The 23336-nt window shown below is 62.3% G+C and carries 12 protein-coding genes and 2 pseudogenes; 11 read left to right on the top strand and 3 right to left on the bottom strand.

Features of this window, described 5'->3' with window-relative positions; translation table 11 throughout:
- Positions 1 to 5: 5 nt before the first annotated feature.
- The 10 genes and pseudogenes from JTY93_RS10735 to JTY93_RS10690 all read left to right on the top strand — a co-directional run bounded on the left by JTY93_RS10735 (position 6) and on the right by JTY93_RS10690 (position 16515).
- Complete coding sequence (locus tag JTY93_RS10735; RefSeq protein ID WP_205480136.1) at positions 6 to 938, top strand: DUF58 domain-containing protein; 933 nt, start codon at positions 6 to 8, stop codon at positions 936 to 938.
- A pseudogene (locus JTY93_RS10730) lies at positions 935 to 1430 on the top strand (DUF4381 domain-containing protein). Before JTY93_RS10735 ends, JTY93_RS10730 begins: the two are co-directional and overlap by 4 nt.
- A complete protein-coding gene (locus tag JTY93_RS10725) occupies positions 1423 to 2511 on the top strand; it encodes a vWA domain-containing protein (protein WP_205480133.1) in 1089 nt (362 codons plus the stop codon). Before JTY93_RS10730 ends, JTY93_RS10725 begins: the two are co-directional and overlap by 8 nt.
- On the top strand, positions 2508 to 4244 hold the full coding sequence (locus JTY93_RS10720) for a tetratricopeptide repeat protein (RefSeq protein WP_205480131.1): 1737 nt from the start codon (positions 2508 to 2510) through the stop codon (positions 4242 to 4244). Before JTY93_RS10725 ends, JTY93_RS10720 begins: the two co-directional genes overlap by 4 nt.
- Positions 4241 to 5881: a BatD family protein gene (locus JTY93_RS10715; protein WP_205480129.1), complete on the top strand. Its 1641-nt coding sequence runs from the start codon at positions 4241 to 4243 to the stop codon at positions 5879 to 5881. Before JTY93_RS10720 ends, JTY93_RS10715 begins: the two co-directional genes overlap by 4 nt.
- A 180-nt stretch (positions 5882 to 6061) precedes the next feature.
- Positions 6062 to 9937, top strand: coding sequence for an immunoglobulin-like domain-containing protein (locus tag JTY93_RS10710; RefSeq protein ID WP_205480128.1), 3876 nt, complete (start codon positions 6062 to 6064; stop codon positions 9935 to 9937).
- A gap of 540 nt (positions 9938 to 10477) precedes the next feature.
- Positions 10478 to 10780 (top strand): DUF6124 family protein, encoded by a 303-nt coding sequence (locus JTY93_RS10705; protein ID WP_169852582.1) that lies wholly within the window; start codon positions 10478 to 10480, stop codon positions 10778 to 10780.
- A 255-nt stretch (positions 10781 to 11035) separates the two neighbouring features.
- A pseudogene (locus JTY93_RS10700) lies at positions 11036 to 12278 on the top strand (exonuclease SbcCD subunit D C-terminal domain-containing protein).
- Positions 12275 to 15913, top strand: a complete 3639-nt coding sequence (locus JTY93_RS10695; RefSeq protein WP_205477857.1) for an AAA family ATPase — start codon at positions 12275 to 12277, stop codon at positions 15911 to 15913. Before JTY93_RS10700 ends, JTY93_RS10695 begins: the two are co-directional and overlap by 4 nt.
- Positions 15910 to 16515 (top strand): glutathione S-transferase, encoded by a 606-nt coding sequence (locus JTY93_RS10690; RefSeq protein ID WP_205477856.1) that lies wholly within the window; start codon positions 15910 to 15912, stop codon positions 16513 to 16515. The genes JTY93_RS10695 and JTY93_RS10690 overlap by 4 nt, the downstream gene beginning before the upstream one ends.
- 212 nt (positions 16516 to 16727) lie before the next feature.
- Here JTY93_RS10690 and JTY93_RS10685 read toward each other — a convergent pair whose 3' ends face one another.
- The 3 genes from JTY93_RS10685 to JTY93_RS10675 all read right to left on the bottom strand — a co-directional run bounded on the left by JTY93_RS10685 (position 16728) and on the right by JTY93_RS10675 (position 18506).
- Complete coding sequence (locus JTY93_RS10685; protein ID WP_092235762.1) at positions 16728 to 16907, bottom strand: hypothetical protein; 180 nt, start codon at positions 16905 to 16907, stop codon at positions 16728 to 16730.
- Between the two features lie 161 nt (positions 16908 to 17068).
- Entirely contained in the window at positions 17069 to 18232 is a 1164-nt protein-coding gene (locus JTY93_RS10680) for a lactonase family protein (RefSeq protein WP_205477855.1), read from the bottom strand.
- Positions 18219 to 18506: a DUF5629 family protein gene (locus tag JTY93_RS10675; RefSeq protein ID WP_205477854.1), complete on the bottom strand. Its 288-nt coding sequence runs from the start codon at positions 18504 to 18506 to the stop codon at positions 18219 to 18221. Before JTY93_RS10675 ends, JTY93_RS10680 begins: the two co-directional genes overlap by 14 nt.
- A 153-nt stretch (positions 18507 to 18659) precedes the next feature.
- Here JTY93_RS10675 and JTY93_RS10670 point away from each other — a divergent pair, with 153 nt between their 5' ends.
- Positions 18660 to 23306, top strand: coding sequence for a hypothetical protein (locus tag JTY93_RS10670; RefSeq protein ID WP_205477853.1), 4647 nt, complete (start codon positions 18660 to 18662; stop codon positions 23304 to 23306).
- The last annotated feature ends 30 nt before the right edge of the window (positions 23307 to 23336 follow it).

Genomic DNA, 23336 nt, shown 5'->3' with positions numbered 1-23336 from the left:
GCCCCATGAACGCCGGCGATGGAATCCGTATTACCCTCAGCGAATTGATCGAGATGCGTCATCGCGTGCGGGAGGTGCAACTGTTTTCCACGCCGAGCCAGCGCAGCCCGTTGATCGGCCTGCACCATTCCAAATTGCGCGGGCGCGGGGTCGACTTCGATCAGGTGCGGGTGTACCAGGCCGGCGACGACGTGCGCACCATCGACTGGAGGGTCACGGCGCGCACCCAGGAACCGCACACCAAGCTGTTCCATGAAGAGCGCGAACGACCGATCTTTATCATGGTCGAGCAAAGCTGCCGGCTGTTCTTCGGCTCCGGGCTGATGTTCAAGTCGGTCCTCGCAGCGCAAGCGGCAAGCCTGATCGGCTGGGCCGCGCTGGGGCACAACGACCGGGTCGGCGGCCTGGTGTTCGGCGATAACGAGCACTATGAAATCAAGCCACGACGCAGCAAACAAAGCCTGCTGCAACTGCTCAACCGCCTGGTGCGGGTCAACCAGAGCCTCGACACCGAGAGCCGCCCTGAGGCCGACGCCCTGGGCATGGCCCTGCGCCGTGGCCGCGAAGTGCTGCGGCCCGGCAGCCTGGTGATCGTGATCTGCGATGAACGCGCCCTGACCGAAGGCGCCGAACAACAACTGAGCCTGTTGTCGCGCCATTGCGACCTATTGCTGCTGCCAGTCTCGGACCCGTTGGACCACGCCCTACCCGCCGCCGGCCTGCTGCGCTTTGCCGAACGTGGCGCGCAACTGGAAATCGACACCTTGAACTTCGAATTGCGCCAGGCCTACAAGGCCCAGGCCGAAGCACGTATCGCCCGTTGGGAATTGCTCGCGCAGAAGCTACGGGTCTTGCTGATGCCCTTGAGCACCCAGAGTGAAATGGTCGAGCAACTGCGCGAGTACCTCAACCCACAACGCCCGGTGAAAAAGCCATGAGCAGCCTGGACCAACTGCAGCCGCTGATCGCCCCGCCGGCCATCGGGTTCTGGCCTCCGGCACCGGGCTGGTGGCTGTTGCTGGGCTTGATCCCCCTGGCGGGTTGGGGTTTGTGGTGGCTGCGCCGCTTCCTGCCGGGCAAACGCCCGCTGGCCCGGGCCGAACAACCCCTGGACCCACTGCGCATCGCCGCCCTCGCGGAACTGGCGCTGATGCCCAAACCCTACGATGGTGCGCCGGCCGGCGCCTGGCTGCAGCAGCTCAATGGCCTGCTCAAGCGCCTATGCCGCAACGACTACCCCCTACAGCCAGAGCCACACCCTCAATGGACGCAAATGGCTGGCGTTTCTCGACAACCGCTGCCCGGCGGCCGGCTTGACGCGCTGGATGGTCCTGGTAGAAGGCGCCTACAAGCCCGAATGCAAACTCGACGACAAAGCCATCGCCGGCCTCACGCAAGCCGTCGACACGTGGATTCGCAAACATGTTTGAGTTCGCCTGGCCGTGGATCTTTGCCCTGTTGCCCCTGCCATGGGTGATGCGCCTGATCCTGCCGGTAGCCGACAGTGGCGAGCCGGCCTTGAAGGTCAGTTTCCTCGGCGACCTCGAAGGGCTGGCCCGGCGCCGCGCGCGCATCAACCTGCCGGGTTGGCGCCAACAAGCGCCGTTCGTGGTGCTGTGGCTGTTGCTGCTGACCGCCGCCGCCCGCCCGGAATGGCTCGGCGAGCCGCTACCGATCGCCGCCAGTGGCCGCGACCTGCTGGTGGCGGTGGACGTGTCGGGTTCCATGGATTTTCCCGATATGCAATGGCAGGACGAAGACGTCAGCCGCCTGAGCCTGGTCAAGCACCTGCTGGGGGACTTTCTGGAGAGCCGCGAGGGTGATCGCGTCGGTCTGATCCTGTTTGGCAGCCAGGCCTACCTGCAGGCACCGCTGACCTTCGATCGGCGTACTGTGCGCACCTGGCTGGATGAAGCGCGTATCGGCATTGCCGGTAAAAACACGGCGATTGGCGACGCCATCGGCCTGGCTCTCAAACGCCTGCGCCAACGCCCGGCGCAAAGCCGGGTGCTGATCCTGGTCACCGACGGCGCCAACAATGGCGGGGAAATCGATCCATTGACCGCCGCGCGCCTGGCTGCCGAAGAAGGCGTGAAGATCTACCCCATAGGCATCGGCGCCAACCCTGAGCAGACCGGAACCTTGGGCATGCTCGGCCTCAATCCAAGCCTGGACCTCGACGAACCGGCGCTCAAGGCCATCGCCCAAGCTACCGGCGGGCAGTATTTCCGCGCCCATGACGGTGCTGAGCTGCAAGCGATCAAGGAAACCCTCGACCAGTTGGAACCCGTGGCGCAACAACCGACCCAGGCCCGCCCGACCCAGGCGCTGTACAGTGGCCCGCTGGCCCTGGCGCTGTTTCTGAGCCTGTTGTTGGTGATCCAGGAACGCTGGCCGAGCAACGCCCTGCAACGCCTGCTCAATAAACTCTCGACCAAAGGCCATTTCCTGCAGCAGCACCCACAATGGCGCCAACGCCTTCAACGCCTGCGTTTGCGGAGGCGTCGATGATCGCTTTATGGCCGCACTGGTTTCGTCCCTGGTGGCTGTTGCTGCTGCCCGTACTCGGCTGGTTGCTATGGCAACTGTGGCATCGGCAAAAGCGCGCCGGGCGCTGGCAGATGATCCTGCCACCGGCCTTCCATGCGGCCCTGCTCAGTGGCGGCAATGGTCGGGAAAGCAAGTCGCCGTGGTTGTTGCTGGGCCTGGCCTGGTTGCTGGCGGTCCTGGCTTTGCTTGGCCCCGGCTGGCAACGGGTGGAGCAGATCAGCCAGAAACCCGCCGACCCGCTGGTGGTACTGCTGGAACTGACCCCCGAGATGCTCGCCACCGACAGTCCGCCCAACCGCCTGGAGCAGGCGCGGCGCAAGCTGGTGGATCTGCTGCAGGCGCGCAGCGATGCGCAGACCGCCATCGTCGTGTATGCCGGCAGCGCTCACACACTGGTGCCGCTTTCGGACGACCTGGCCACCAGCCGCAACCTGCTGGATGCCCTGCGCCCCTCGATCATGCCCGAGGCCGGCCATCGCGCCGATCTGGCGGTGGAAAAAGCCCTGGACCTGCTCAAGCACGGCGGCCTCGGCCAGGGCCGTTTGCTGTTGATTGGCTCGTCGTTGTCCAAGCAAGAGCGCCAGGGCATTCGCCTGCTGCTGCAAGGCCAGGCGCCGAGCCTGTCGATCCTCGGCATTGGCAGCCGTGAAGGCACGCCGGTGACCCAGGAAAGCGGCGAGTTCCTCAAGGATGAGCAAGGCGCGATCCTGATCCCACGCCTGGACAGCCCGACGCTCAAGGCCTTCGCCAGTGAAATGGGCGGCCGCTATCGCCAGGCGCGCCTGGACGACAAGGACCTGCGCAGCCTCGGCCTGCTGGACGGCCCGCAAAACCTGCGCGACGACGGCCAACGCCTGCAACTGGACACCTGGGCCGACCAGGGCTACTGGCTATTGCTGCCCTTGCTGCTGCTTGCCGCCTGCGCCGGGCGCCGTGGCTGGCTGTTCTGCCTGCCGCTGCTGCTCCTGGCCGCACCGCAACCCAGCTACGCGTTCAGCTTTGATGACCTGTGGCTACGCCCCGACCAACAGGGTCAATACCTGCTCAAGCACAAACGCCCGGCCGAAGCCGCCGAACACTTTGAAAACCCGCAATGGCAAGGCGTGGCTCTGTATGAAGCGGGCAACTACGCCGAGGCCGCCCGGTGCTTTGCCGAGGGCAGTGATGCCTACTCCCACTACAATCGTGGCAATGCCCTGGCCCGCGCTGGCGAGCTGGAAGCGGCGATAGACGCGTATGAACAGGCCCTGGAGGCCCAGCCAGACTTGCAGCCGGCCCTGAAAAACAAAGCCCTTGTCGAAAGCCTGTTGCTGGAAGAACCGGAACCCGAGCCTCCAGCCCCCGAAAAAAACGAGGATGACGAATCCGCCCAACCCGGCCAAACTGCGCAACCAGGCGATGACGGCCAGCACACCAGCGGCGGCGAGCAATCGCCCCAGGGCGCAGGCCAGGCTGGCACTGGCGAAAAACAGGCCGGCCCCCCGCCGCCTGCGGGCAACAACGAAGTACCCGGCAGCGAACTGGGCGACGAACAGACCACCACGCCCCCCCTGCGCCCAACAGACGCCAGCCTCGGCGACGAACACCGCCAGGCCCTGGAACAATGGCTGCGACAGATCCCGGACAACCCCGGCGAGTTGTTGCGACGCAAATTCTGGTACGAACAGCAACAACATCAGGACAAGACTCGATGAGCCGCTGCACCCCATTTGTCTTATTGCTAGCGCTGTGGGCCGGTCACGCCCAGGCGGCCGATCTGGCCGCCAGTATCGACCGCAGCCGCGTCAATTCCGGGGAAACGGTGGAGCTGACGATCGAGTCCAACGACGTCACCCAATTCGGCAAGCCGGACCTGTCGCCCCTGGACCCGCTGTTCGACGTGCGCGGCACCCGCCAGATCAACCAGCTCACCACCCTCGACGGCAGCAACCACGCCACCACACGCTGGATCATCACCTTGCAGCCCAAGGCCACCGGCACCGTGGTGATCCCACCGCTGCAACTGGGCGAACTCAAGACCCAGGCAATCAGCCTGCAAGTGGACCAAACCCTGGGCCAGGACAGCGACAACCAGTTGCAACCGGTGTTCATCGAAGCCAGCCTCGACCAGGACACGGTCTACGTGCAGGCCCAGGCCCTGTTGACCGTGCGTATCTACCATTCGGTGGCGCTGTATGACGACAGCAGCCTGGCGCCTTTGCAGTTGCCCGATGCGCGGGTCGAGCAAGTGGGCGATTCACGCACCTATGAGAAGGTCATCAACGGCGTGCGCCATGGCGTGATCGAAATGCGCTACGGGATCTACCCGCAACACAGCGGGCAATTGCTGATCCCCGCGCAGATATTCAGCGCCACCATGGTCGAACCACGCGGCGCCCAGGACACTGCACCCCAGGCCTCCAAGCCTGGCAAGCTGCTGCATGTGAACTCCACCGAGATCCCGCTGACGGTCAAACCCAAACCGGCCCTGTACCCAGCCGACGCCCCCTGGCTACCGGCCCGCAGCCTGAGCCTGGGCGAAAGCTGGAACCCGGAACCTGCGAACGTACAGGTCGGCGACTCCCTGACCCGCATCCTCACCCTCAAGGCCGAAGGCCTGGCCAGCGCCCAGTTGCCCGCGCTGCCCAGCACCGAAATCGCCGGCCTGCGGCGTTATCCCGACCAGCCGGTGCTGAGCAACCAGAACAGCGAACGCGGGGTGATCGGCAGCCGCGAAGACCGCGAAGCCCTGGTGCCCAACCGCGCCGGCGCCCTGGAATTGCCCGCCGTGGAAGTGGTGTGGTGGAACACCCACGAGGACCACCTGGAACGTACCAGCCTGCCGGCCCGCACGCTTGAGGTGGCGGTCAACCCGAGCCTGGTGGTCGACACCCCAGCCACCCCCACCGTGATCACCGCACCGGACGATGGCCGCCTGTGGATCTGGCAGCTCACCAGCCTGCTGCTGGCCTGCACCACCCTGCTGGGCTTCGGCCTATGGTGGCGGGCCCGCTCACGGCCGGCGATCCTGCGCGCGGCCCAGACCGGGCCCAGCCCCCGCACCTTGCTCGACGACCTCAAGCGCGCCAGCCAGGCCAACGACCCCCAGGCCACGCGCCAAGCCCTGGATGCCTGGGCCCGCCAGCAACCGGAAACCCTGGCCGACATGGCGGCGCGGTTCGTACCGCTGTCGGATGCCCTGGACGGGCTCAATGGCGCGCTCTACAGCGAGAGCGGCCAATACTGGCAGGGCGAAGACCTGTGGCGCGCGATCAAAGCCATCCCGATGGCCGAACGCGAACTGGCGCCAGTGACAGACAGCACCAGCTTGCCGCCGTTGTATCCGAAGTAACCGCGACCCAACCCACGGACACCCTGTGGCAACGGGCTTGCCTACAAGCCCACTCGGTACAACCACTCGTCGGCACTGTCAATTCTGACAGCTAGGCGCGCCGCCCCTGCGGGTGTTTGATTTTCCTTGCCCATGCGCGCCGCGATAACTGCGCGCTTCTTCCCGCAAGGAGTGTCTTCAATGTCCCATTTACCGATAGATCCTTCCAACGAAGCCTCTGCTGAGGACGTGCCGCTGTCGTCGCCCTCACAAGAGCTGATCCTCTATAACACCCCTGAAGAACCGCCCACCCGATTCGAAGACCTTGACCCACCGTACTCTGAATACCCCGCCGTGCCGCTGGGCACCGCCTTGTACCCGGAAAACGCCGTCTACGCCCTGGGTATTCGCCAGGTGATGCCTTACTCGCGCTGGGTATTTGAAAAATGGTTCAACTGGAGCTCAGGCGACTACTACGCCATTTACATCAATAACTTGGTCAGCGCCGCAGCCAGCGACACTGCAACCGAGGACGAGCCCCGCTATAACTTGATCGTGAATGAAGAACACATGCCCAGAGGGGAAGTGACCCTCTACGGTCGGGTCATGCGCATCGGCAGTTTTCAGGAAAGCACCTCGCCCCTGCAAACCGTTCTGGTCAAGACAGACCGTCCTGGTGGTATCGATCAGGACCCAGGCCTGGAGTGGCATACCCGCTTGGTGATGTCGATCGAAGGCTTTCCAGAAAACTCACTGATCAACCAAGACAATGCAGCAGCCGGGGTGTGGGCCTTGATCGAGCCCTATCCGAACATGCGCAAGAACGACAAGATCGAATGCTCCTGGGATGGCGTCATTGTTATCCATATCCTCAGCCCTGAAGAGGCCGCGGGACTCACACCGATCCGCATCTGGATCAGCAAGGCCATCATCGATCAGGGCGGCCTCCAGGGTAAGTTGACCTTGCGCTTTCGCGTACAGGATGTGGCAGAAAATTTCTCCGGGGAAAAATACCAGTACTCCAAGCCCTACTTCCTGCAGAGCGAACTGGATCCTTCGCTAAGCCCTGCGCCGTTCTTCCTGATCGACGGCGTAGAGTCCAGCCAGGTGGACTTCGATACTCAAAGCGATAAAAAATTCGCCCTGTCGTGTTACACCGGCCGGGACACCCCCGCCCCTATTAATCCCCACAAGGTTACCGTCACGCTCTACGCCACACTTATCGACGGTTCACCCAAAACATTTACCCTGGCGTCAGTGCCCGCGACCAACCAGTACGTGACCGTGGTGCCCATCTCCCGCGAGATCATTGAGCAAATCGTCGGTGGCTCCTTGCGCGCGTCGTTCCAGATCCATACCTCCACAGGCGGCTTCCTCGAGCAATCGGGCAGCGTCACCGTCACCGTGGTTGGTACGCCAGTGAGCATGCCGGGCGTGAGCATCACGCCGATCGAACTGGGGCTGATTGACCCGAACAACGACATTGATGTCCACATCCCCTTCTACGAACCTCACGACCCGGACTGGCTGGAAACCCTAGTGATCGAAACCCGTGAGCCAGGCGGTGGCAACGAAGTCTATACCGAGTCGCAACTGGCAGGCCCCCAGGGCGGCAGTTACCACATCACCTCGCAAGTGCTACAACCGTTCAAAGGTAAAACCGCTTACTTCTATTACCTAGTGAATGACGGTGCGGTGCACATCTTCGGCGGCCAGGCCCTGGCCATACGCAAGTCACTGGAAGTCGGCGCGCAAGTGGGCGAGCGCGTGGCCACTCTGCCCGCCCCTGAACTGCAATACGCACAAGGCAACAACATCAACCCGGCCCACGTACCCGGCTCGAATCTGTTGTTGACCCTGCCGGATACCGGCAGCGAAAGCGGCGACCTGGTGCATTGGTTGGCCTTCGGTTCCGCTGTCGGGGGCTCGGCCAGCGGCACCATCACCATCAACAGCGCTACTGCTGGAAAGCCGCTGGTGTTTGCACTCAATCGCAACCTGGTCGACATCAACCTCAATGGCAGCCTGCGCATCAGCTACAGCCGGCAACGCGGCGGCCCGTCTGGTTTTATAGTGCGCTCGGAGGTCCTCGACCTCACGGTCGGCGTCGGTGTGCAACTGGAACGGCCGATCATCGAAGGGGCCTCCCTGCTGCCGGATCGGCTCAATCCGCTGGCGGCCGTGGCCGGTACCTGGGTCATCGTGAAGTTTATGCCCATGCTCGCCACCGATCAGATTGACGTCGACTGGCTGACCAGCGACGGCACCGGCAGCTACACCGCGCAAGTGCAGGGCAACCCTGGCACCAATGAAGTGCGGGTGTTTATTCCACCGGAAATCGTGGCCAAGGGCATTCGCCCAGGCGGCAACCAGGTCAGCGTGCAATACCGCTTTACCCGCGGCACCTTCGTCTATGAGTCGCAAGTCGTGGACCTGGAACTGCAACCGTTGACCGGGCTGCCCACACCGAGCATCGACGGCATCGGCGACAGCATGGTGCTGGAGTTGTCGCAATTGAATGAAGAGGCACGCACTCGGATAGCCAAGTGGAGCTTTATCGCCCCCAACCAACGGATGTGGATGACCTACGAGGGTACTTACAACGACAACACGCCGTACATCGAAGATACCTACACCGCCAACCTGGTCACGGCGGCCGGGGTGCTCAACGGTATTTCCCCGCCCACCCCGGTAGACAAGCTGCGTCGTCTCAAAGATGGCTCGCAACTGATCATTCGTTTCTGGGTCAGCCTGTCGGAAAGCGCCGACAAGATCTCGGCGGTGCTGTTTGGCGTGCGTGTGCACAGCATTCAAGCAATCCCATCGACCTTGCCACGGCCGCAATTTGCCAACCTGTCGGGTGAAGTCATCAACATCGACCCACTGACCTATGAAAACAACGCTTCGGTGGCTGTGGCCTACCCCGGTATGAATTCGACACATCGAATCAAACTGCTGTGGATACCGCCCAATGGTGATATCCCGTATATCGCCGACAAAGACGGCCTGGCCGGAGGCCGGGTGGACTTTTTGATCAGCCCGGCGATCATGGCTGCCAGCGTGGGCAAGAAAGTGACGGTGCGGTATATCGCGACAATTAACGGAGTGGAGGTCGACTCGTTTGCTCAAGAGGTCAATGTACAAATCATTCAGCCAGCTAACTTGCCACGGCCGTTGATCAACAACATTGCCAACGGTGGCACGCTGGACCTCAACACCTTTAGCGGCAATGCCACCGCCTCTGTCGCCAAGTGGCGCTTGAGCGCGGCCAAGCAGCGGGTGTGGTTGACTTGCAGCAGTGCGGGTGTGGCTGATCTGGAAGCACTTAAGGGGGTGGAGATCAGTGCAACGGAAGCGGCGAATGGGTTGGTGAATAAGGCTGTGTTGCGTAGTTGGTTGAACCAACTAGCTACGGGTCGTCAGATAACTGTGACATGTAAGGTCACGTTTGATGGGAGTCCGGATAAGTCGCAGGCGGTTGATTTCCAAAGTACGACTTATTCGATGGTGAGCTACCCACCATTGACCATCGGTACAAATGTGATGACATTTAGTGGGACGTTGTATCAAATCCCTTCAACATTACGTTGGGCAAATAGGGGCTTTAGGCTTACACAGCAGCGCACAGCCCAGGGTGGTTTGCCGCCCTATACCTACACATCGTCCAACCCAGCAATAGCAGCCGTTGCCAGTAATGGAACAGTCACGGGATTGAGGGCTGGGACGGTCACTATTACCGTGAAGGATAGCGCTGCAAACACAGCCAGCTATACAGTACAAAGCACGATAGTTAATTATGAAATATTGCATAGCTCGTACTATATGTATGGCGCCGCCTCTGTCAATTGGGTCAATTCAGTCGGGGGAACAACCGTAAATACAATTGCCAACTTCTTCAATGACATAGATCGGCAGTACTCTGGTACTACCGGTAATAGGCAAGGAATCTGGATGGGCGTATTTGTCAGCGCGGATTCTGGCGGACTCTATTACTGCTTCATTCCGGACGAATGGCGTCTTCGCAGTGAAGTGGGAGCCACTCATTATCTTGCTACCATTTGCGCAAAAAGGACGTAGCAATCACAAATGACTAGCAATTGAAAGTTGCTCGAACTAAAAAACGGGACAGATCTATTTAAAAGACCTGTCCCGTTTTCATTTCATTAGACACACCAAAAAACGGGACAAATTTACTCAGGCCATGACTGTGTATCAGCCAGCCCATCTTCGACTGACACACCGCCATCCCAGGCAAGCCAGCTCCCTCCCTTGATCTGCTTCACCGGGAATACCCCGTCATGCATTGTCAAAGGCCAGCAAACCAAATCCCTTTAATTTGCAGGACGTTTCCTAGACAATCCTTCGGCCTTGCGCCTGCTCACACCACTGGCTAGCCTCTGCTCCGTCGCTGCACATCAGCGATCGGGGGTGAGATCCCGCAAACCAGTAGGCGCATTGCGCCACAACCGTCTGCAACATGCTCTATGGCGGCTGTGTGCGGGCAGACTTCGGTCTGGCCGGGTCCTACTGTCCGGTATCTCACCCCCGCACATAGCTGCCACCTTTCGTCGAGTGAGATCGGCAAAAGATGGCTTCCAACCCAGTAGGAGCTTACGCATGAACAAAATCGTCCCCGACCCACCCCGCCTCCCCTCCGACCGCGAGTGTTTCGACCGCGCCTTGAGCCACTACCTGCAACCCGCCTCGCCGCCGTCGTTCACCGCGCACCAGGACCTCAGCTTCGAAGACGCTCTGGCGCAAATCTGTGACCTGCTGCGCTGCGCAGCCGCCACCGCAGCCGGCACCACCCAGGGGCTGATCGGCGACCAACGCCACATAGCCGGCGCCACTGAACACTTGATCGACATGGCCAAAACCCTGGCCGACCGCGCGCTGGACTGCCTGCAACCCAAGGTGTAACCCCACCTCACAAACATCGCAAAACCCCAGTGGGAGCGGGCTTGCTCGCGAAGGCGGGGTGTCAGCTGGCAGCTATTTCAACAGACCCACCGCTTTCGCAGGCAAGCCAGCTCCCACCTTTGATTTGTGCAGCCCTGAAGAGAAAGCGGTGTGTCAGCAGGCAGTTTTTTCAACTGACCCACCGCCTTCTCAGGCAAGCCAGCGCCTACACAGGTAAACTCCTCCCCTCTTTACCTCTTCCCCACGGAGTTCGCCTTGCGTCTGTTCCACACCTCCGACTGGCACCTTGGCCAAAACCTCCACGGCCAGGAACGCGACTTCGAGCACGCCTGTTTCCTCGAATGGCTGCTGGGCCAACTGAAGCAGCATTGCCCCGATGTGCTGCTGATCGCCGGCGATATCTTCGACACGGTCAACCCGCCGCTCAAGGCTCAGGAGCGCTTGTATGACTTCATCATCAACGCCCACGAACAAAACCCGACGCTGACCATCGTGATGATCGCCGGCAACCACGACTCCGGCTCGCGTATCGAACTGCCCGCGCCGTTGATGCGCCGTTTGCGTACCCATGCGTTGGGTCGGGTGCTGTGGCTCGATGATGGGCAACTGGATGCCGAACGCCTGCTGATCCCGCTGCCGGATGCCAAAGGCAAGATCGCCGGGTGGTGCCTGGCATTACCGTTCTTGCGCCCGGCAGAAGTGACCGGCGCACACCTGGGTGATGACTACCTGCGCGGTATCGGCCAGGTACATGAATGGCTGATTGCCGCCGCCAACGCCAAACGCAAGAAAGGCCAGGCGCTGATTGCCATCAGCCATGCGCACATGGCTGGGGGGTTCGGTGTCGGAAGACTCCGAACGTAGCCTGATCATCGGCAATGCCGAGGCGCTTCCAGCCAAGCTGTTCGACAAAAGTATTGGCTATGTTGCCCTCGGCCATTTGCACAAGCCGCAAAAGGTGAATGGCGAAGAACGGATTCGCTACAGCGGCTCGCCGATTCCGCTGTCATTTTCCGAAATCGGCTACAAGCACCAGATTCTCGATGTGACATTCCAGGGGCAAATGCTGGTCAGCGTCGAACCCCTCCTGATTCCGCGCTCGGTCGACCTGCAACGCCTGGAAGCCGCGCCGTTGGCCGATATTCTCAAGACCCTGGCGGATCTGCCGGATATCGACCTGCTCGCCGAAACCCAGCGCCACCCTTGGCTCGAAGTGCGGGTGCGCCTCGACGAACCGCAACCGGACCTGCGCCAGCAAATCGAAACCGCCCTGCTCGGCAAGGCCGTGCGCCTGGTGCGCATCGCTGCGGAGTACGCCGGTCAACGCGCCAGCGATACCGGTGACGAAGACAGCCTGATCGAACTCGACCAGCTCACCCCCCAGGAACTGTTCAGCCGCGCCTGGCAAGACAGTTATGGCAACGAAGTGGATGAACAGACCCTGAAGGATTTCGCCGTGCTGCTCCAGGAAGTGCAACAGGAGGATGAACAGCCATGAAGATCCTCGCCATCCGCCTGAAAAACCTCGCCTCACTGGCCGGGCCGTTCGAGATCGACTTTACCGCCGAGCCCCTGGCCAGCGCCGGGTTGTTTGCGATTACCGGACCCACCGGCGCCGGCAAAAGCACCTTGCTCGATGCCTTGTGCCTGGCGCTGTTTGGCGCCGTGCCACGCCTGGGCGATACCGGCCAGGCGAAAATGCCCGATGCCGATACCGATATCTCCATTGGCGACCCACGCACCCTGATCCGGCGCGGCACCGGTGGGGGTTATGCCGAGGTCGACTTTATCGGCGTCAATGGCCGCCGCTACCGTGCGCGCTGGGAAGCCAACCGCGCCCGCGACAAGGCCAGCGGCAAGCTGCAACACAGCCGCCAGAGCCTGATCGACCTGGACAGCGAGCAGCTGCTGGCCAGCCAGAAAACCGAATACAAGACCCAGCTGGAACTGGCCCTGGGCCTGAATTTCGAGCAGTTCACCCGGGCGGTGTTGCTGGCGCAAAGTGAGTTCAGCGCGTTTCTCAAGGCCAACGACAACGAGCGCAGCGAACTGCTGGAAAAGCTCACCGACACCGCGCTTTACACACAACTGGGGCAGCGCGCGTTCATCAAGGCCCGGGAGGCCAAGGACGCCCACAAGCTGCTGCAGGACCAGGCCACAGGTGTCACGCCGCTGCCGGCCGAGGCCCGCGCCGAGCTGGATCAAAATTTGAGCGCGGCCCAGCAGCAGCTCAAGACCCAGCAGGCCCAACTCAAGCAGCTGGAACTGCAACACACCTGGCTCAAGGAACTGCGCGAGTGGCAGGAGCGCCAGCACAGTGCGGTCGAGCAACTGCAACAGGCCGAGCAGGCGTGGCACAGCCAGGCCCCGCAACGCCTGGACTTGAGCCGCCTGGAGCAACTGGCGCCGCAGCGTCATCATTTTGCGCGGCACAGCGACTTGACCGGCCAGTTGCAGCCCCTGGCGGCGCAGATCCGCCAGCACCTTGAGCAGCAGACAGCCCTGCACGCGCGTCAGGAGCAATTGCAGCAACAGCAAGCCAGCGCGCACGCCGCCTTGGCTGCGGCCCTGCAACAACAGACCGAGGCGGTGCCGTTGCTGCGCCAGGCCTTCGAGGAACACAGCACCCTCGCCCGCCTGACCCGCGAGCTGGCCCAAAGCAGCGAACAACAACAGCTTGGGCAAGCCGCCTGCGCCGAGGGCCAGGCCAGCCTGGAGGCCTTGCACACCCAGCAACAGCAGGTTGCCAGCCGCCTGCAACAACTGGCCGCACAACTTGAACGCAGCGCCGCCCTCGCGCCCTTGAGTGATGCCTGGAACGCCTACCGCGACCGCCTGCAACAACTGATGCTGATCGGCAATCGCCTGAACAAAGGCCAGGCCGAACTGCCGCAGCTTGAGGAACGGGCCAACCGCACCAGCGAACAATGGACTCAACAGCGCACAGCTTTGGACCTGCTGTATCAGGAAGCCGGCGCCGAACCCCACGCCGTGGCCGAGCAGATCCAGTTGCTCGACAGCCTGCTCAAGGACAATCGCAAGCAACAACGGGCCTTCGAGGACTTGACGCGGCTCTGGGACAGCCAGCAGCAATTGGACCAGCAGCAAAAGGAACTGGCCCTCAAGCAGGCCACCGCCCAGCAACAGCGCGAGCAACTGAACCAGACCGGCCTGCAAGCCAAGGCCGAACTGACGGTGGCCGAGCAGACCCTGAGCGTGACCAAGCAGCTATTGGAGCGCCAACGCCTGGCACGCAGTGCCAGTGTCGAGGAGTTGCGTGGGCAATTGCAGGATGAGCAGCCGTGCCCGGTATGCGGCAGCGTCGAGCATCCCTACCACCAGCCCGAAGCCCTACTGCACAGCCTCACACGCCATGATGAAAACGAAGAAGCCCGTGCGCAGCAAGCCGTCGACAGCCTCAAGGAAAAACTCACCGAACTGCGCGGTGAAGTGGGTGGATTGATCGCCCAGCAAAAGGAGTTCCTGCAACAACAGGAACAACTGGCGACCCAGCTCCAGGCCCTGGCGCCGAGCCTCGAGGCCCATCCGTTGAGCGCCGCCTTGTTCAACCAGGACAGCAGCAAACGCAGCGCCTGGCTGGCGCAGCAACTGGGCCAGCTCAACCAGAGCATCACCCAGGACGAACAGCGCCAGGGCGCCCTGCTCAACCTGCAACAAAATGCCGGGCGCCTGCAGCAACAGGTGCAAGCCGCCCAGGACGCCAGCCAGCAAGCCCGCCAGCAGTTGATCGACCAGCAACGGGAACTGGCCAGCGACCGCGAGCGCCTGGACGAAGAGCTCAACGCCTTCGCCAGCCTGCTGCCGGCCGAGACACTCGCCGGCCTGCGCACGGAGCCGGCGGCAACGTTCATGCTGTTGGACCAGCAGATCAGCCAGCGCCTGGAGCAATTGGGCTACCAGAAGGATGAACTGGCCGAGCAGCAGCAACGCCAGCAAGCCATCGAAAAAGAACAAGACCGCCAGCAGCATCGTCAGCAACAGTTGGACGTGCTGCACCAGCAATTGGCACAGTTGACCATCCAACAGCAGGCCGCCCAGCAAGCACTCAGCGCACTGGTGGGCAGCCATGACAGCGCCGAGCATTGGCAGCAGCAACTCGATCAAGCCGTGGAGCAAGCCCGCCTCAGCGAAACCCAGGCCAATCAACAGTTGCAGGACACCCGCAACGAACTGATCCAACTGGCCGCCGACCTCAAGTCCCGGCAAGAGCGCCAGCACGCCCTGGACACCGAGCTACAGGCGCTGAACAGCCGTATCAACGACTGGCGCGCCCAGCATCCGGAGCTGGACGACACGGGCCTGGCACACCTGTTGGCCTTCGATGAGACCGGCGTCAGCGACCTGCGCCAGCAGGTACAGCACAGCGAAAAAGCCATCGAACAGGCCAAGGTGCTGCTGCAAGAGCGCGAGCAACGCCTCAAGGACCATCAGGCCCTGCACAACGGCAACCTCGACGCCGAACAGTTGGACAGCGCCCTGGCCGATCTCAACCAGCAACTCAACAGCGGCGAAAAACACTGCGCCGAACTGCGTGCCCAGCAAGCCGAGGACCAGCGGCGCCAGGACGCCAACCAGACCCTGGCGCTCACCACCGCCAAAGCCTATGAACAATGGCAGCGCTGGGCCCGGCTCGATGCGCTGATCGGGTCGGCCACCGGTGACAAGTTCCGCAAATTCGCCCAGGCCTACAACCTCGACCTGCTGGTGCACCACGCCAACGTACAACTGCGCCAACTGGTGCGCCGCTACCGTCTCAAGCGCGGCGGCAGCATGCTGGGCCTGCTGGTGCTGGACACGGAAATGGGCGATGAACTGCGTTCGGTGCACTCGCTGTCCGGTGGCGAGACGTTCCTGGTGTCCCTGGCCCTGGCGCTGGGGTTGGCGTCGATGGCCTCCAGCACCCTGAAGATCGAATCGTTATTTATCGACGAAGGCTTCGGCAGCCTGGATCCCGAATCCCTGCAACTGGCGATGGATGCTCTGGACGGCCTGCAAGCCCAAGGGCGCAAGGTGGCAGTGATCTCCCACGTGCAGGAAATGCACGAGCGCATTCCCGTGCAGATCCAGGTCAAGCGCCAGGGCAATGGTTTGAGCACCCTGGAGGTGAAGTGAGCGAGGCACTGCTGTATTCGTTTCGCCGCTGCCCGTACGCCATGCGCGCACGCATGGCGCTGCGCTATTGCGCGGTGGCGGTTCAGGTTGTCGAGGTCAGCCTCAAGGCCAAGCCGGCCGAGATGTTGGCCCTCTCACCCAAGGGCACGGTGCCAGTGTTGAAGGTCGGCGACCAAGTGATCGACGAAAGCCTGGCGATCATGGGCTGGGCGCTGGCGCAGAACGACCCCGAGGACTGGTTGCTCAAGGATGATCCCGCGGCGCAGGGGCTGATGGCGCAGCTGATCGAGGAAAATGACCAGGTCTTCAAGGTGCATTTGAATCGCTATAAATACGCCGAGCGTTACCCAGAGCAGCCGATGGAACACTACCGCGCCGAGGGCGAAGTGTTTTTACACAGGCTGGAGGCGTTGCTGGCGCAGCGCGACTACTTGCTGGCCGATCACCTGAGCCTGGCGGATGTGGCGCTGGCGCCGTTTGTGCGGCAATTTGCCCATGTGGATCGGGAGTGGTTTGCCGGTGCGCCTTATCCGCGTTTGCAACAGTGGCTGGAGCGTTTTTTGGCGTCTGAGCTGTTTACTGCGGTTATGGCCAAGCGTTAGGCCGGTGGCTAAGCCCCGGCCTTTTGTAGTGACAGGGTTTGTTGTGGCAAGGGGGCTTGTCCCCCGCTGGGCTGCGCAGCAGCCCCAATGTAAGCCCCACCGAGGAGTGTCAGGCACACCGAGGGGGATGGTTTTGGGGCTGCTGCGCAGCCCAACGGGGGACAAGCCCCTCGCCACAGAAAGCCCCATTACCACAACACCAGCAGCAGGGCTCAGGACTGGACCTTGTGGTCCAGCGCCGCGTAGAAGTTGGCACTTTGCTGCAGGTATTTCTGGGTGTAGGCGCTGGTGCTGGATTTTTTGCTGCTGATTTCCACGCTGGCGCTGGCTGGCAAGGCAACGGTAGCGGAAACGGCGGAAGCGGCGATGATCGAGAAGAGATTGAAGTTCATGGCGGTAACCCTTGTGTTCGGTTGGTCAGTGGCCCGTGGAGGCCTTGGAACCCAACTTACGCCGAGGGGGTTAAACGCAGAAATGCTTTGAAACAGTAGCTGATATCACCACGATTAATAGAACACCACAGGCCCCGAAGCACGGAGCCTGTGGCGGATTGTCACATCAAGAACTTGAGGTCGCTGGGCGCATCAATCGCCAGCTTCTGCACGGTTTTACCCAGCAGGCCGGTCTGGGGGTCGCGTTCGAGCACCACGATCTGGTTGCTTTTCTGGTTGGCGACCAGCAGGAACCTGCCGCTGGGATCGAGGCTGAATTCACGGGGGTGATCGCCTTCCACGGAGCGGCGCTGGATTTCCTTCAACTGGGCTGTCGCCGGGTCGATGCTGTAGACCAGCAGCGTATTGGCCGCACCCCGATTGCTGACATACAGAAACTTGCCATCGGCAGAGGCATGCAACGCCGCGCCGGCCTTGTCCGATGTCGGTTGCCCGGCTGCCATGTCCACCAGTTGGGTGCGGGTCAGTTGGCCGTCCTGATAGTCGAAGACGGCAATCTGCGCGCTCATCTCCATGGTCAGCCAGGCATGTTTGCCGTCGGCGCTGAACAGCAGATGGCGAGGCCCGCTGCCCGCTGGCAGTTGCACCACGGCCGCCGGGAGCAGCGGACGCTCGGGGTTGGCCTTGGGGTCATAGCGATAGACAAAGGTCTTGTCGGCCCCCAGGTCATTGGCAAACACGTACTTGCCATCCGGCGAAGACACCACCGAATGCACGTGGTTGGACGCCTGGCGCTCGGGGTTGACCCCACTGGCGGGATGGGAGCTCAGTTGCACCGGTGCCGCCAATCGGCCCTCGGCATCCACGGGCAGGATCGCCAGGCTGCCGCCCGGATCTTCCAGCACGGAGTAGTTGGCCACGAACAAAAACCGGCCATCGGCTGCCAGGCTGGAGTGCGTCGGCTCATTGCCCAGGCTCTGCACCTGGTTGATAAGCTGCAACTGGCGGTTGTCCGGGTCGATGCGGTAACTGCTGACGCGCCCGACCGTGTCCTGCTGGCCGGGGCCGTTTTCGTTGACCACGAACAGTCGCTGGCGGTCGCTGGACACCGTCAGCCACGACGGGTTCTGCGTCTTCGCGGCCAGCACTGGAGTGCCGGCAAATTGCCCGGTGCGGCTGTCGAACTGCACCCGGTAGATGCCTTCGCTGGCACCTGCGGTGTAGCTGCCCACCAGCAGTTCGTGGATCTGGGCCGGCGCGGCCTGGACCGACATCGCGCCAACACTGCCGGCCATCAGCAAGGGCCAGAATTTACGCATCAGCATCGTCTTCATCCTCGTCGTGGTTGCTGCCGCCGATCCCGCTCATGCACACCAGACGGTGCTCGCCCGAGTCGCCCATGAGGGTCCAGCTTTGCAAGGTTTCATCGAAGACGGCAGCCGATACCTGCTCTGAAGTAAAGCTCCAGCGCTTCTCGGCGCGACCATCCATGCAGGTGATCTGCAGGCCTTGGTCCCGCTTGAAGTCAAAGGTATACAGGCCGTCGATTTCGAGCATGTTGCTGGTTTCAAGGACAGTCGGCAGGCTAACGGCAGTCATCACATTCAGTCATCTGTTGGAAAAAAACAGATGATAGGCCAATCCCTGGGTTGTTTCTCGTTCCATGTGGAGGCGTGGTAACCGGCTACCGCCTCGACCCCGGCGACAACCGCCACTGTTGGGCTCCATCATCCCCACAGAACGGAATCTGTCATGCCCCCTGTTTCCCTGGCCGCCCAGGCCGTCAGCCAGCAATTTGCCAGCCGTCAGACCCTGGACGCTGCCGTCCAGGCACTGTTGCAGCGCAACCTCAGCGAGCGCTACCCCAGCCTGGTCATCGATCTGCAGCAAATCCAACTCGCCGAGCCACAACCCGGCCGCAGATGGCAGTTCAAGCCCCTGATGAGCGTGGTCCATGACTATCTGGGTAGTGGCGTGCAGCTGGACTTCAGCGAGCGTCACGAGCTACTGCCTTACCTCTCGCAAACACCTCCCAAGCGTTTGAAACTGCCCGAGAGCAATCAGAACATCGATATGCAGGTGGTCGAAGGACTGATCCGCGAGCTGCCCTCCCTGCTGCCCATCGCGCTGCAAGACGCACTGGTCGATTACTGGAATGCCAGCGGCCCCAGTGGCGTCACGCGCTGGCGCTGGCTCGGCGATTGGCTGATGAATACCCTGCGCACCAGCGGCCTGAAGCAGCCGGGCCTGGATGCCGCCTCGCGACAAATCCTCGACCAGCTCGTCAGCTTTCCCGAACGCACCCAGCGCATCGCCCGCCACGGCGAACAGGCGGTGATTGCCTACAGCCTGGAGACGGTGGTGGAGCACAACGGGCAAAGCACGCGCCTGTTGTCGGAGCATCTGGTCTTGACCCGCCCCACGAATGGCCAGGCCCCGGTGCTGCTGTGCGCGCCCAACGGCCATGTCGAATGTTTTGCGTCCATGGGCGAGTTCAACACCGCCTGGAGCCAGCGCCTGAATGCGCGCTTTGTCGCGCAGACCTTCACCACTCACCGCTACGAGCCCGAGGGTTCGATCTTCGAGCACCAGGCCAGCCTGCTGCTCAATCAACAACTGGAAGACCTCGGCGCTCTCAAGCTGCCCCTGGGCAAGGACTGGCACAGCCTGCAAAGCCTATACACCGAGCTCACGGAGCCGGCGCATTACTTTCTCGATGCCGACGAAACCCCTTACGCCCACCTCGACAACCTGCGCCCCCATATGCCGGATCCGCTGCGCCACGCCACACCCTCAGAGCGCTATCGCTACCGGCAATTGAGCCTGGAGCTGGCCAGTGCCCGGCAGCGCGCCGGCGACGAGACTTACCTGAGCGGCATCGACGATCTGCGTACCTATACGGTCAACGCCTTGCAGCGTGAGTTACAACGCCTGGCCACCCAGGCGCAGGATGGCGCCGCCCTGCCCCATCCCGATGAGGTACTGCTGACCTTTACCGTGGCTGCCGGCTATCCAGGAGGGGCCGGCATTGTCGAGCGGGTGCCCATGAGTCTCACGGACCTGGCGATCCGTAACCTGGCCGCGCGCCCCAGCGGCCAGGTGGCGATCACCCACCGCCATGCCCACCCCCTGCCGGCCTGGCTGACCGTCGATGCGGTGGTGGGCAGTGACGGCCTGATCGAGCAGGTCAACATCGGCAAGTACTATCCACTGCTGCTCAAGGACGCGCTGTTGAGCGACACCCCCCAGGCCCAGCGCCGCGAAAAGCTGTTCAGCGAGCAACAGGTGTTGCAATTGCCGCTGTTGGCCCTGGAGCTGAGCCTCAAGCACGAAGCCGGTATCAATGCAGAAGGCGCACGCATGGTCGCGGCCCTGATGCAGCCCGACCCCGGCAACCAGCAGGTCGACCAGCGCACGGTGGTGATTCGTCACCTGGCCCTGCTGCGCAGCCCCAATGCGTCAGCCGACAAAGTCGAGAACATGTACCTGATCGAGTACCAGAGCCCCCCAGGCCCGGTGCTGCTGTATCGGCCGCTCTACGCCACGTCCTTGGAGCAATACGCCAACCGCGCGGCGCTGTTTGAGGCGATTGCACAGCCGGGCCCGTTGCAGACCAGTGTGCTGACCTGGCTGGCTGACAGTGCGCGACCGATCTACGATCACGGCGGCTTTCGCGAGCCCCACTATCTGCGTTTTGGCCTGGGCAGCGAGTTCGCGCCGATACGCACGCCGCCGCCGGCAACCCTGGGCTACGCTGGGCTCAACGAAGAGTTGCAACAGTGCCTGGTGACCGGGCGGCTGATGCAGTACCTGTTCAGCGAACATAGCCGCGCCTTGGTCGACCAGGCCGAACGCGAGTCGACCTCCAACCATGAGAGCCGGTGGCAGGTGTTGATGGAGGGCGCCAGTCTGCTGTTCGGCAGCCTGCTGTTGCCGACATTGCGCGGCCCGGCGGTGCTCGTGGGGTGGTTACTGGCGATGAACGCAAGCTTCACCCAGACCATCCAAACCATCGTCAGCGACGACACCAGCGCCAAGGAGCAGGCAACGATCGATCTGTTGCTCAACGTCGCGATGTTGCTGCTGGACTTCCCGCCGGCCAAGGCGTGGTCAGTACCCGAGCCGCTGCTCAGGCAGCAGGCCTTGGGCACAGCGCTGCGGCGCCGTGAAAGTGATCCGTGGCCAGTGCCGCCTGCGGCGCAGGTGCGCCAGGGCACGGTAGGACTGCCGGGGGAGTTGGCGCGCGGTAACAACACCGCGCTGGATTTCAGCTTCGCCCAGGCCCGTCATCGCCTTACCCCCAACCAACTGTCACGCCTGCAATCGTTCAAAGTTGCCAACGCGCCCCAACTGCCCGCGCCGCAATCGAGTGGACCACGCAAAGGCTTGTATGCGATCGAGGACCGCTGGTACGCCGTGGTCAATGGCGATCTGTACCGGGTCAGCCTGGATGAGGACGCCAACGTGGTGATTGTCGATGTCGTCGACAACTTGCGGCGCGGCCCCTACCTATGGGCCGATGAGCAGGGGGTATGGACGGTCGATACGCGGTTGCGTCTGCGCGGCGGCATGCCGCCCAAGCGTATTGCCGCCGAGCGCCTGCGCAAGGCGCAGCGCGTCGAAGCACTGAAAGCCGAATATGAGCGCTTGCGGTTGCTCCAGCCGGCTTGGATCGCGGCCACGGATAAGGCGCAGCGCGCCATGCTGGACCTGGAACAGCAACCGCGCCCCAACGAGGTACAACTGGCCAATGCCCGTCGACATTTCGATGCCACGCTCAAGGAGGAAACAGCCGAGTACCAGCAGATCCTCGATAGCCACAAGGAACGCGAGGCGCTCAACATCCCGCTGCCGCTCAAAGACACCCTCGCACTGTTGGAAAACGCCATCAAGAATGGTCGCAAACAGGTGATCATCGCGCAAAAGGATCGGCTGGCACTCTATCGCACCTATCAGCGTTTCGGCGTCGAGGGCCCCGCGCTGGGGTTGGTGATCTTGCGGGATCAGGCCGGCTATCAGCAGTTCCTGGTGCAGTTGCTGGAGGTCAACGAGCGCACGATCCAGGGGCTCGAACTGCAGGAACGTATGCTGGAGCAGTTATTCGGGTTGGGCTCAAGCGGTGCCGAGGCATACAACCGCCTGACCGAGGACCGGGCGAACGAAATCACCGCCCTGGCCGTCAAGGACCTGCAGATCCGTGGGTTGAAACGCATGATCGTCAAGGACTTCGCCCACCCGCTGTTCAACGCCCTGGACAGCATCGTCTCGCCCCTGCAGCAGCATGTGCGCACCCACGGTGAACTCAACAGCCTGGAGCTTTCAGCGAGCGATCGCATGAGTGTGCTGGAGAGCCTGATGGAGCACTACGGCAGTGCCCTGGACGGTCTGCAGGGCCTGAATATCGTGGATGCCGAAGTGCTCGACCCGGTGTACACCCACAAACTCATCGGGGTGATCGAGGCGCTTTACCAGAACGTCGCCCAGCGCCTGGCCAATGAAGTCAAACCTGCTGCGCAACCTGCAAGACGCCCGCCCAGACGCCCGGTTGTCAGCGCTGGAAGGCCCGTGAAGCGGGTGATCAAAACCCAGAGAAAAGGCACGTTTATCGGTCAAGTCAGTTCCCTCGGCAACCTGGAAGTGGTGGAAGTGCGAGACGAGGTCAACAATCAGTTGCTGGGCATGTATTCGCAACGTGGCGAGGAATGGGTCGAATTCATCGAAGCCCCAGCGCCGCCGCCGCCCCTTACCACCCGTGCAGTCAGCGTCGTCAAGGGCGAGGCGCGCAAGTTGCTGGCAATGCTGGATAACCACCTGCGCCGGGCCGAGGACTACCGGAAAATCTCTCGGCATCCGCAAGAGATCGAAGAGGTGCTGCAATACGAGGCATCGCGCTACGACAAGCTGGCCAGCGAACTGGACCGGGCGATCCAGGCCCAGGCCGAAAGCGCGCGCACCGCCGCCGACCAAAAACTGGCCAGCGACCTGCACCAGGCCTCAGCGCGCTTGAGCACTCGGGGCCAGGCACTGCGCAGCCAACTGTGCCTGGAATTGCCGCCGACCCACGGCAACCTGGAATACCTGCTCGCACAGGGACAGGTCGGCGTGGCGAAACTGGGCGAGCGTCTGCAATTGAGCGGTGCGCGGCGGGACTTTATCCAGGAGTACGCGATCAACGACCGTGGTGGATACCCGTTGTGGTACGCGCACTTTCACTACCCTGCGGCGGACACGCCCAAGACCGACTACAGCGCCGCCCACCTGAAGACCCGCGAGCAACGCCGGCAAAACTACTACACGCAGCTGGACAAGGCACAAGGCACCCAGGCGGTGGTAGACATACACCGTGGGTTGATTGGCAAGGCGTTGGCCGAGCGTTGGTTTCTGTCGTTTGAACGGTAGGGTTTAGGCGGGTTGCCCCATCGGCATGGC

Source organism: Pseudomonas hygromyciniae, from assembly GCF_016925675.1.
Classification (GTDB): Bacteria; Pseudomonadota; Gammaproteobacteria; order Pseudomonadales; family Pseudomonadaceae; genus Aquipseudomonas; species Aquipseudomonas hygromyciniae.
The sequence above is the reverse complement of the archived record's forward strand: the minus strand, read 5'-3'. Positions and strand labels throughout refer to the sequence as shown.

Excerpts from the sequence above, each read along its gene's own strand:
- JTY93_RS10675 (WP_205477854.1), bottom strand. The coding sequence starts at position 18,506 with ATGACTGCCGTTAGCCTGCCGACTGTCCTTGAAACCAGCAACATGCTC.
- JTY93_RS10735 (WP_205480136.1), top strand. The coding sequence starts at position 6 with ATGAACGCCGGCGATGGAATCCGTATTACCCTCAGCGAATTGATCGAG.
- JTY93_RS10715 (WP_205480129.1), top strand. The coding sequence starts at position 4,241 with ATGAGCCGCTGCACCCCATTTGTCTTATTGCTAGCGCTGTGGGCCGGT.
- JTY93_RS10720 (WP_205480131.1), top strand. The coding sequence starts at position 2,508 with ATGATCGCTTTATGGCCGCACTGGTTTCGTCCCTGGTGGCTGTTGCTG.
- JTY93_RS10705 (WP_169852582.1), top strand. The coding sequence starts at position 10,478 with ATGAACAAAATCGTCCCCGACCCACCCCGCCTCCCCTCCGACCGCGAG.
- JTY93_RS10670 (WP_205477853.1), top strand. The coding sequence starts at position 18,660 with ATGCCCCCTGTTTCCCTGGCCGCCCAGGCCGTCAGCCAGCAATTTGCC.
- JTY93_RS10710 (WP_205480128.1), top strand. The coding sequence starts at position 6,062 with ATGTCCCATTTACCGATAGATCCTTCCAACGAAGCCTCTGCTGAGGAC.
- JTY93_RS10680 (WP_205477855.1), bottom strand. The coding sequence starts at position 18,232 with ATGCTGATGCGTAAATTCTGGCCCTTGCTGATGGCCGGCAGTGTTGGC.
- JTY93_RS10685 (WP_092235762.1), bottom strand. The coding sequence starts at position 16,907 with ATGAACTTCAATCTCTTCTCGATCATCGCCGCTTCCGCCGTTTCCGCT.
- JTY93_RS10725 (WP_205480133.1), top strand. The coding sequence starts at position 1,423 with ATGTTTGAGTTCGCCTGGCCGTGGATCTTTGCCCTGTTGCCCCTGCCA.
- JTY93_RS10695 (WP_205477857.1), top strand. The coding sequence starts at position 12,275 with ATGAAGATCCTCGCCATCCGCCTGAAAAACCTCGCCTCACTGGCCGGG.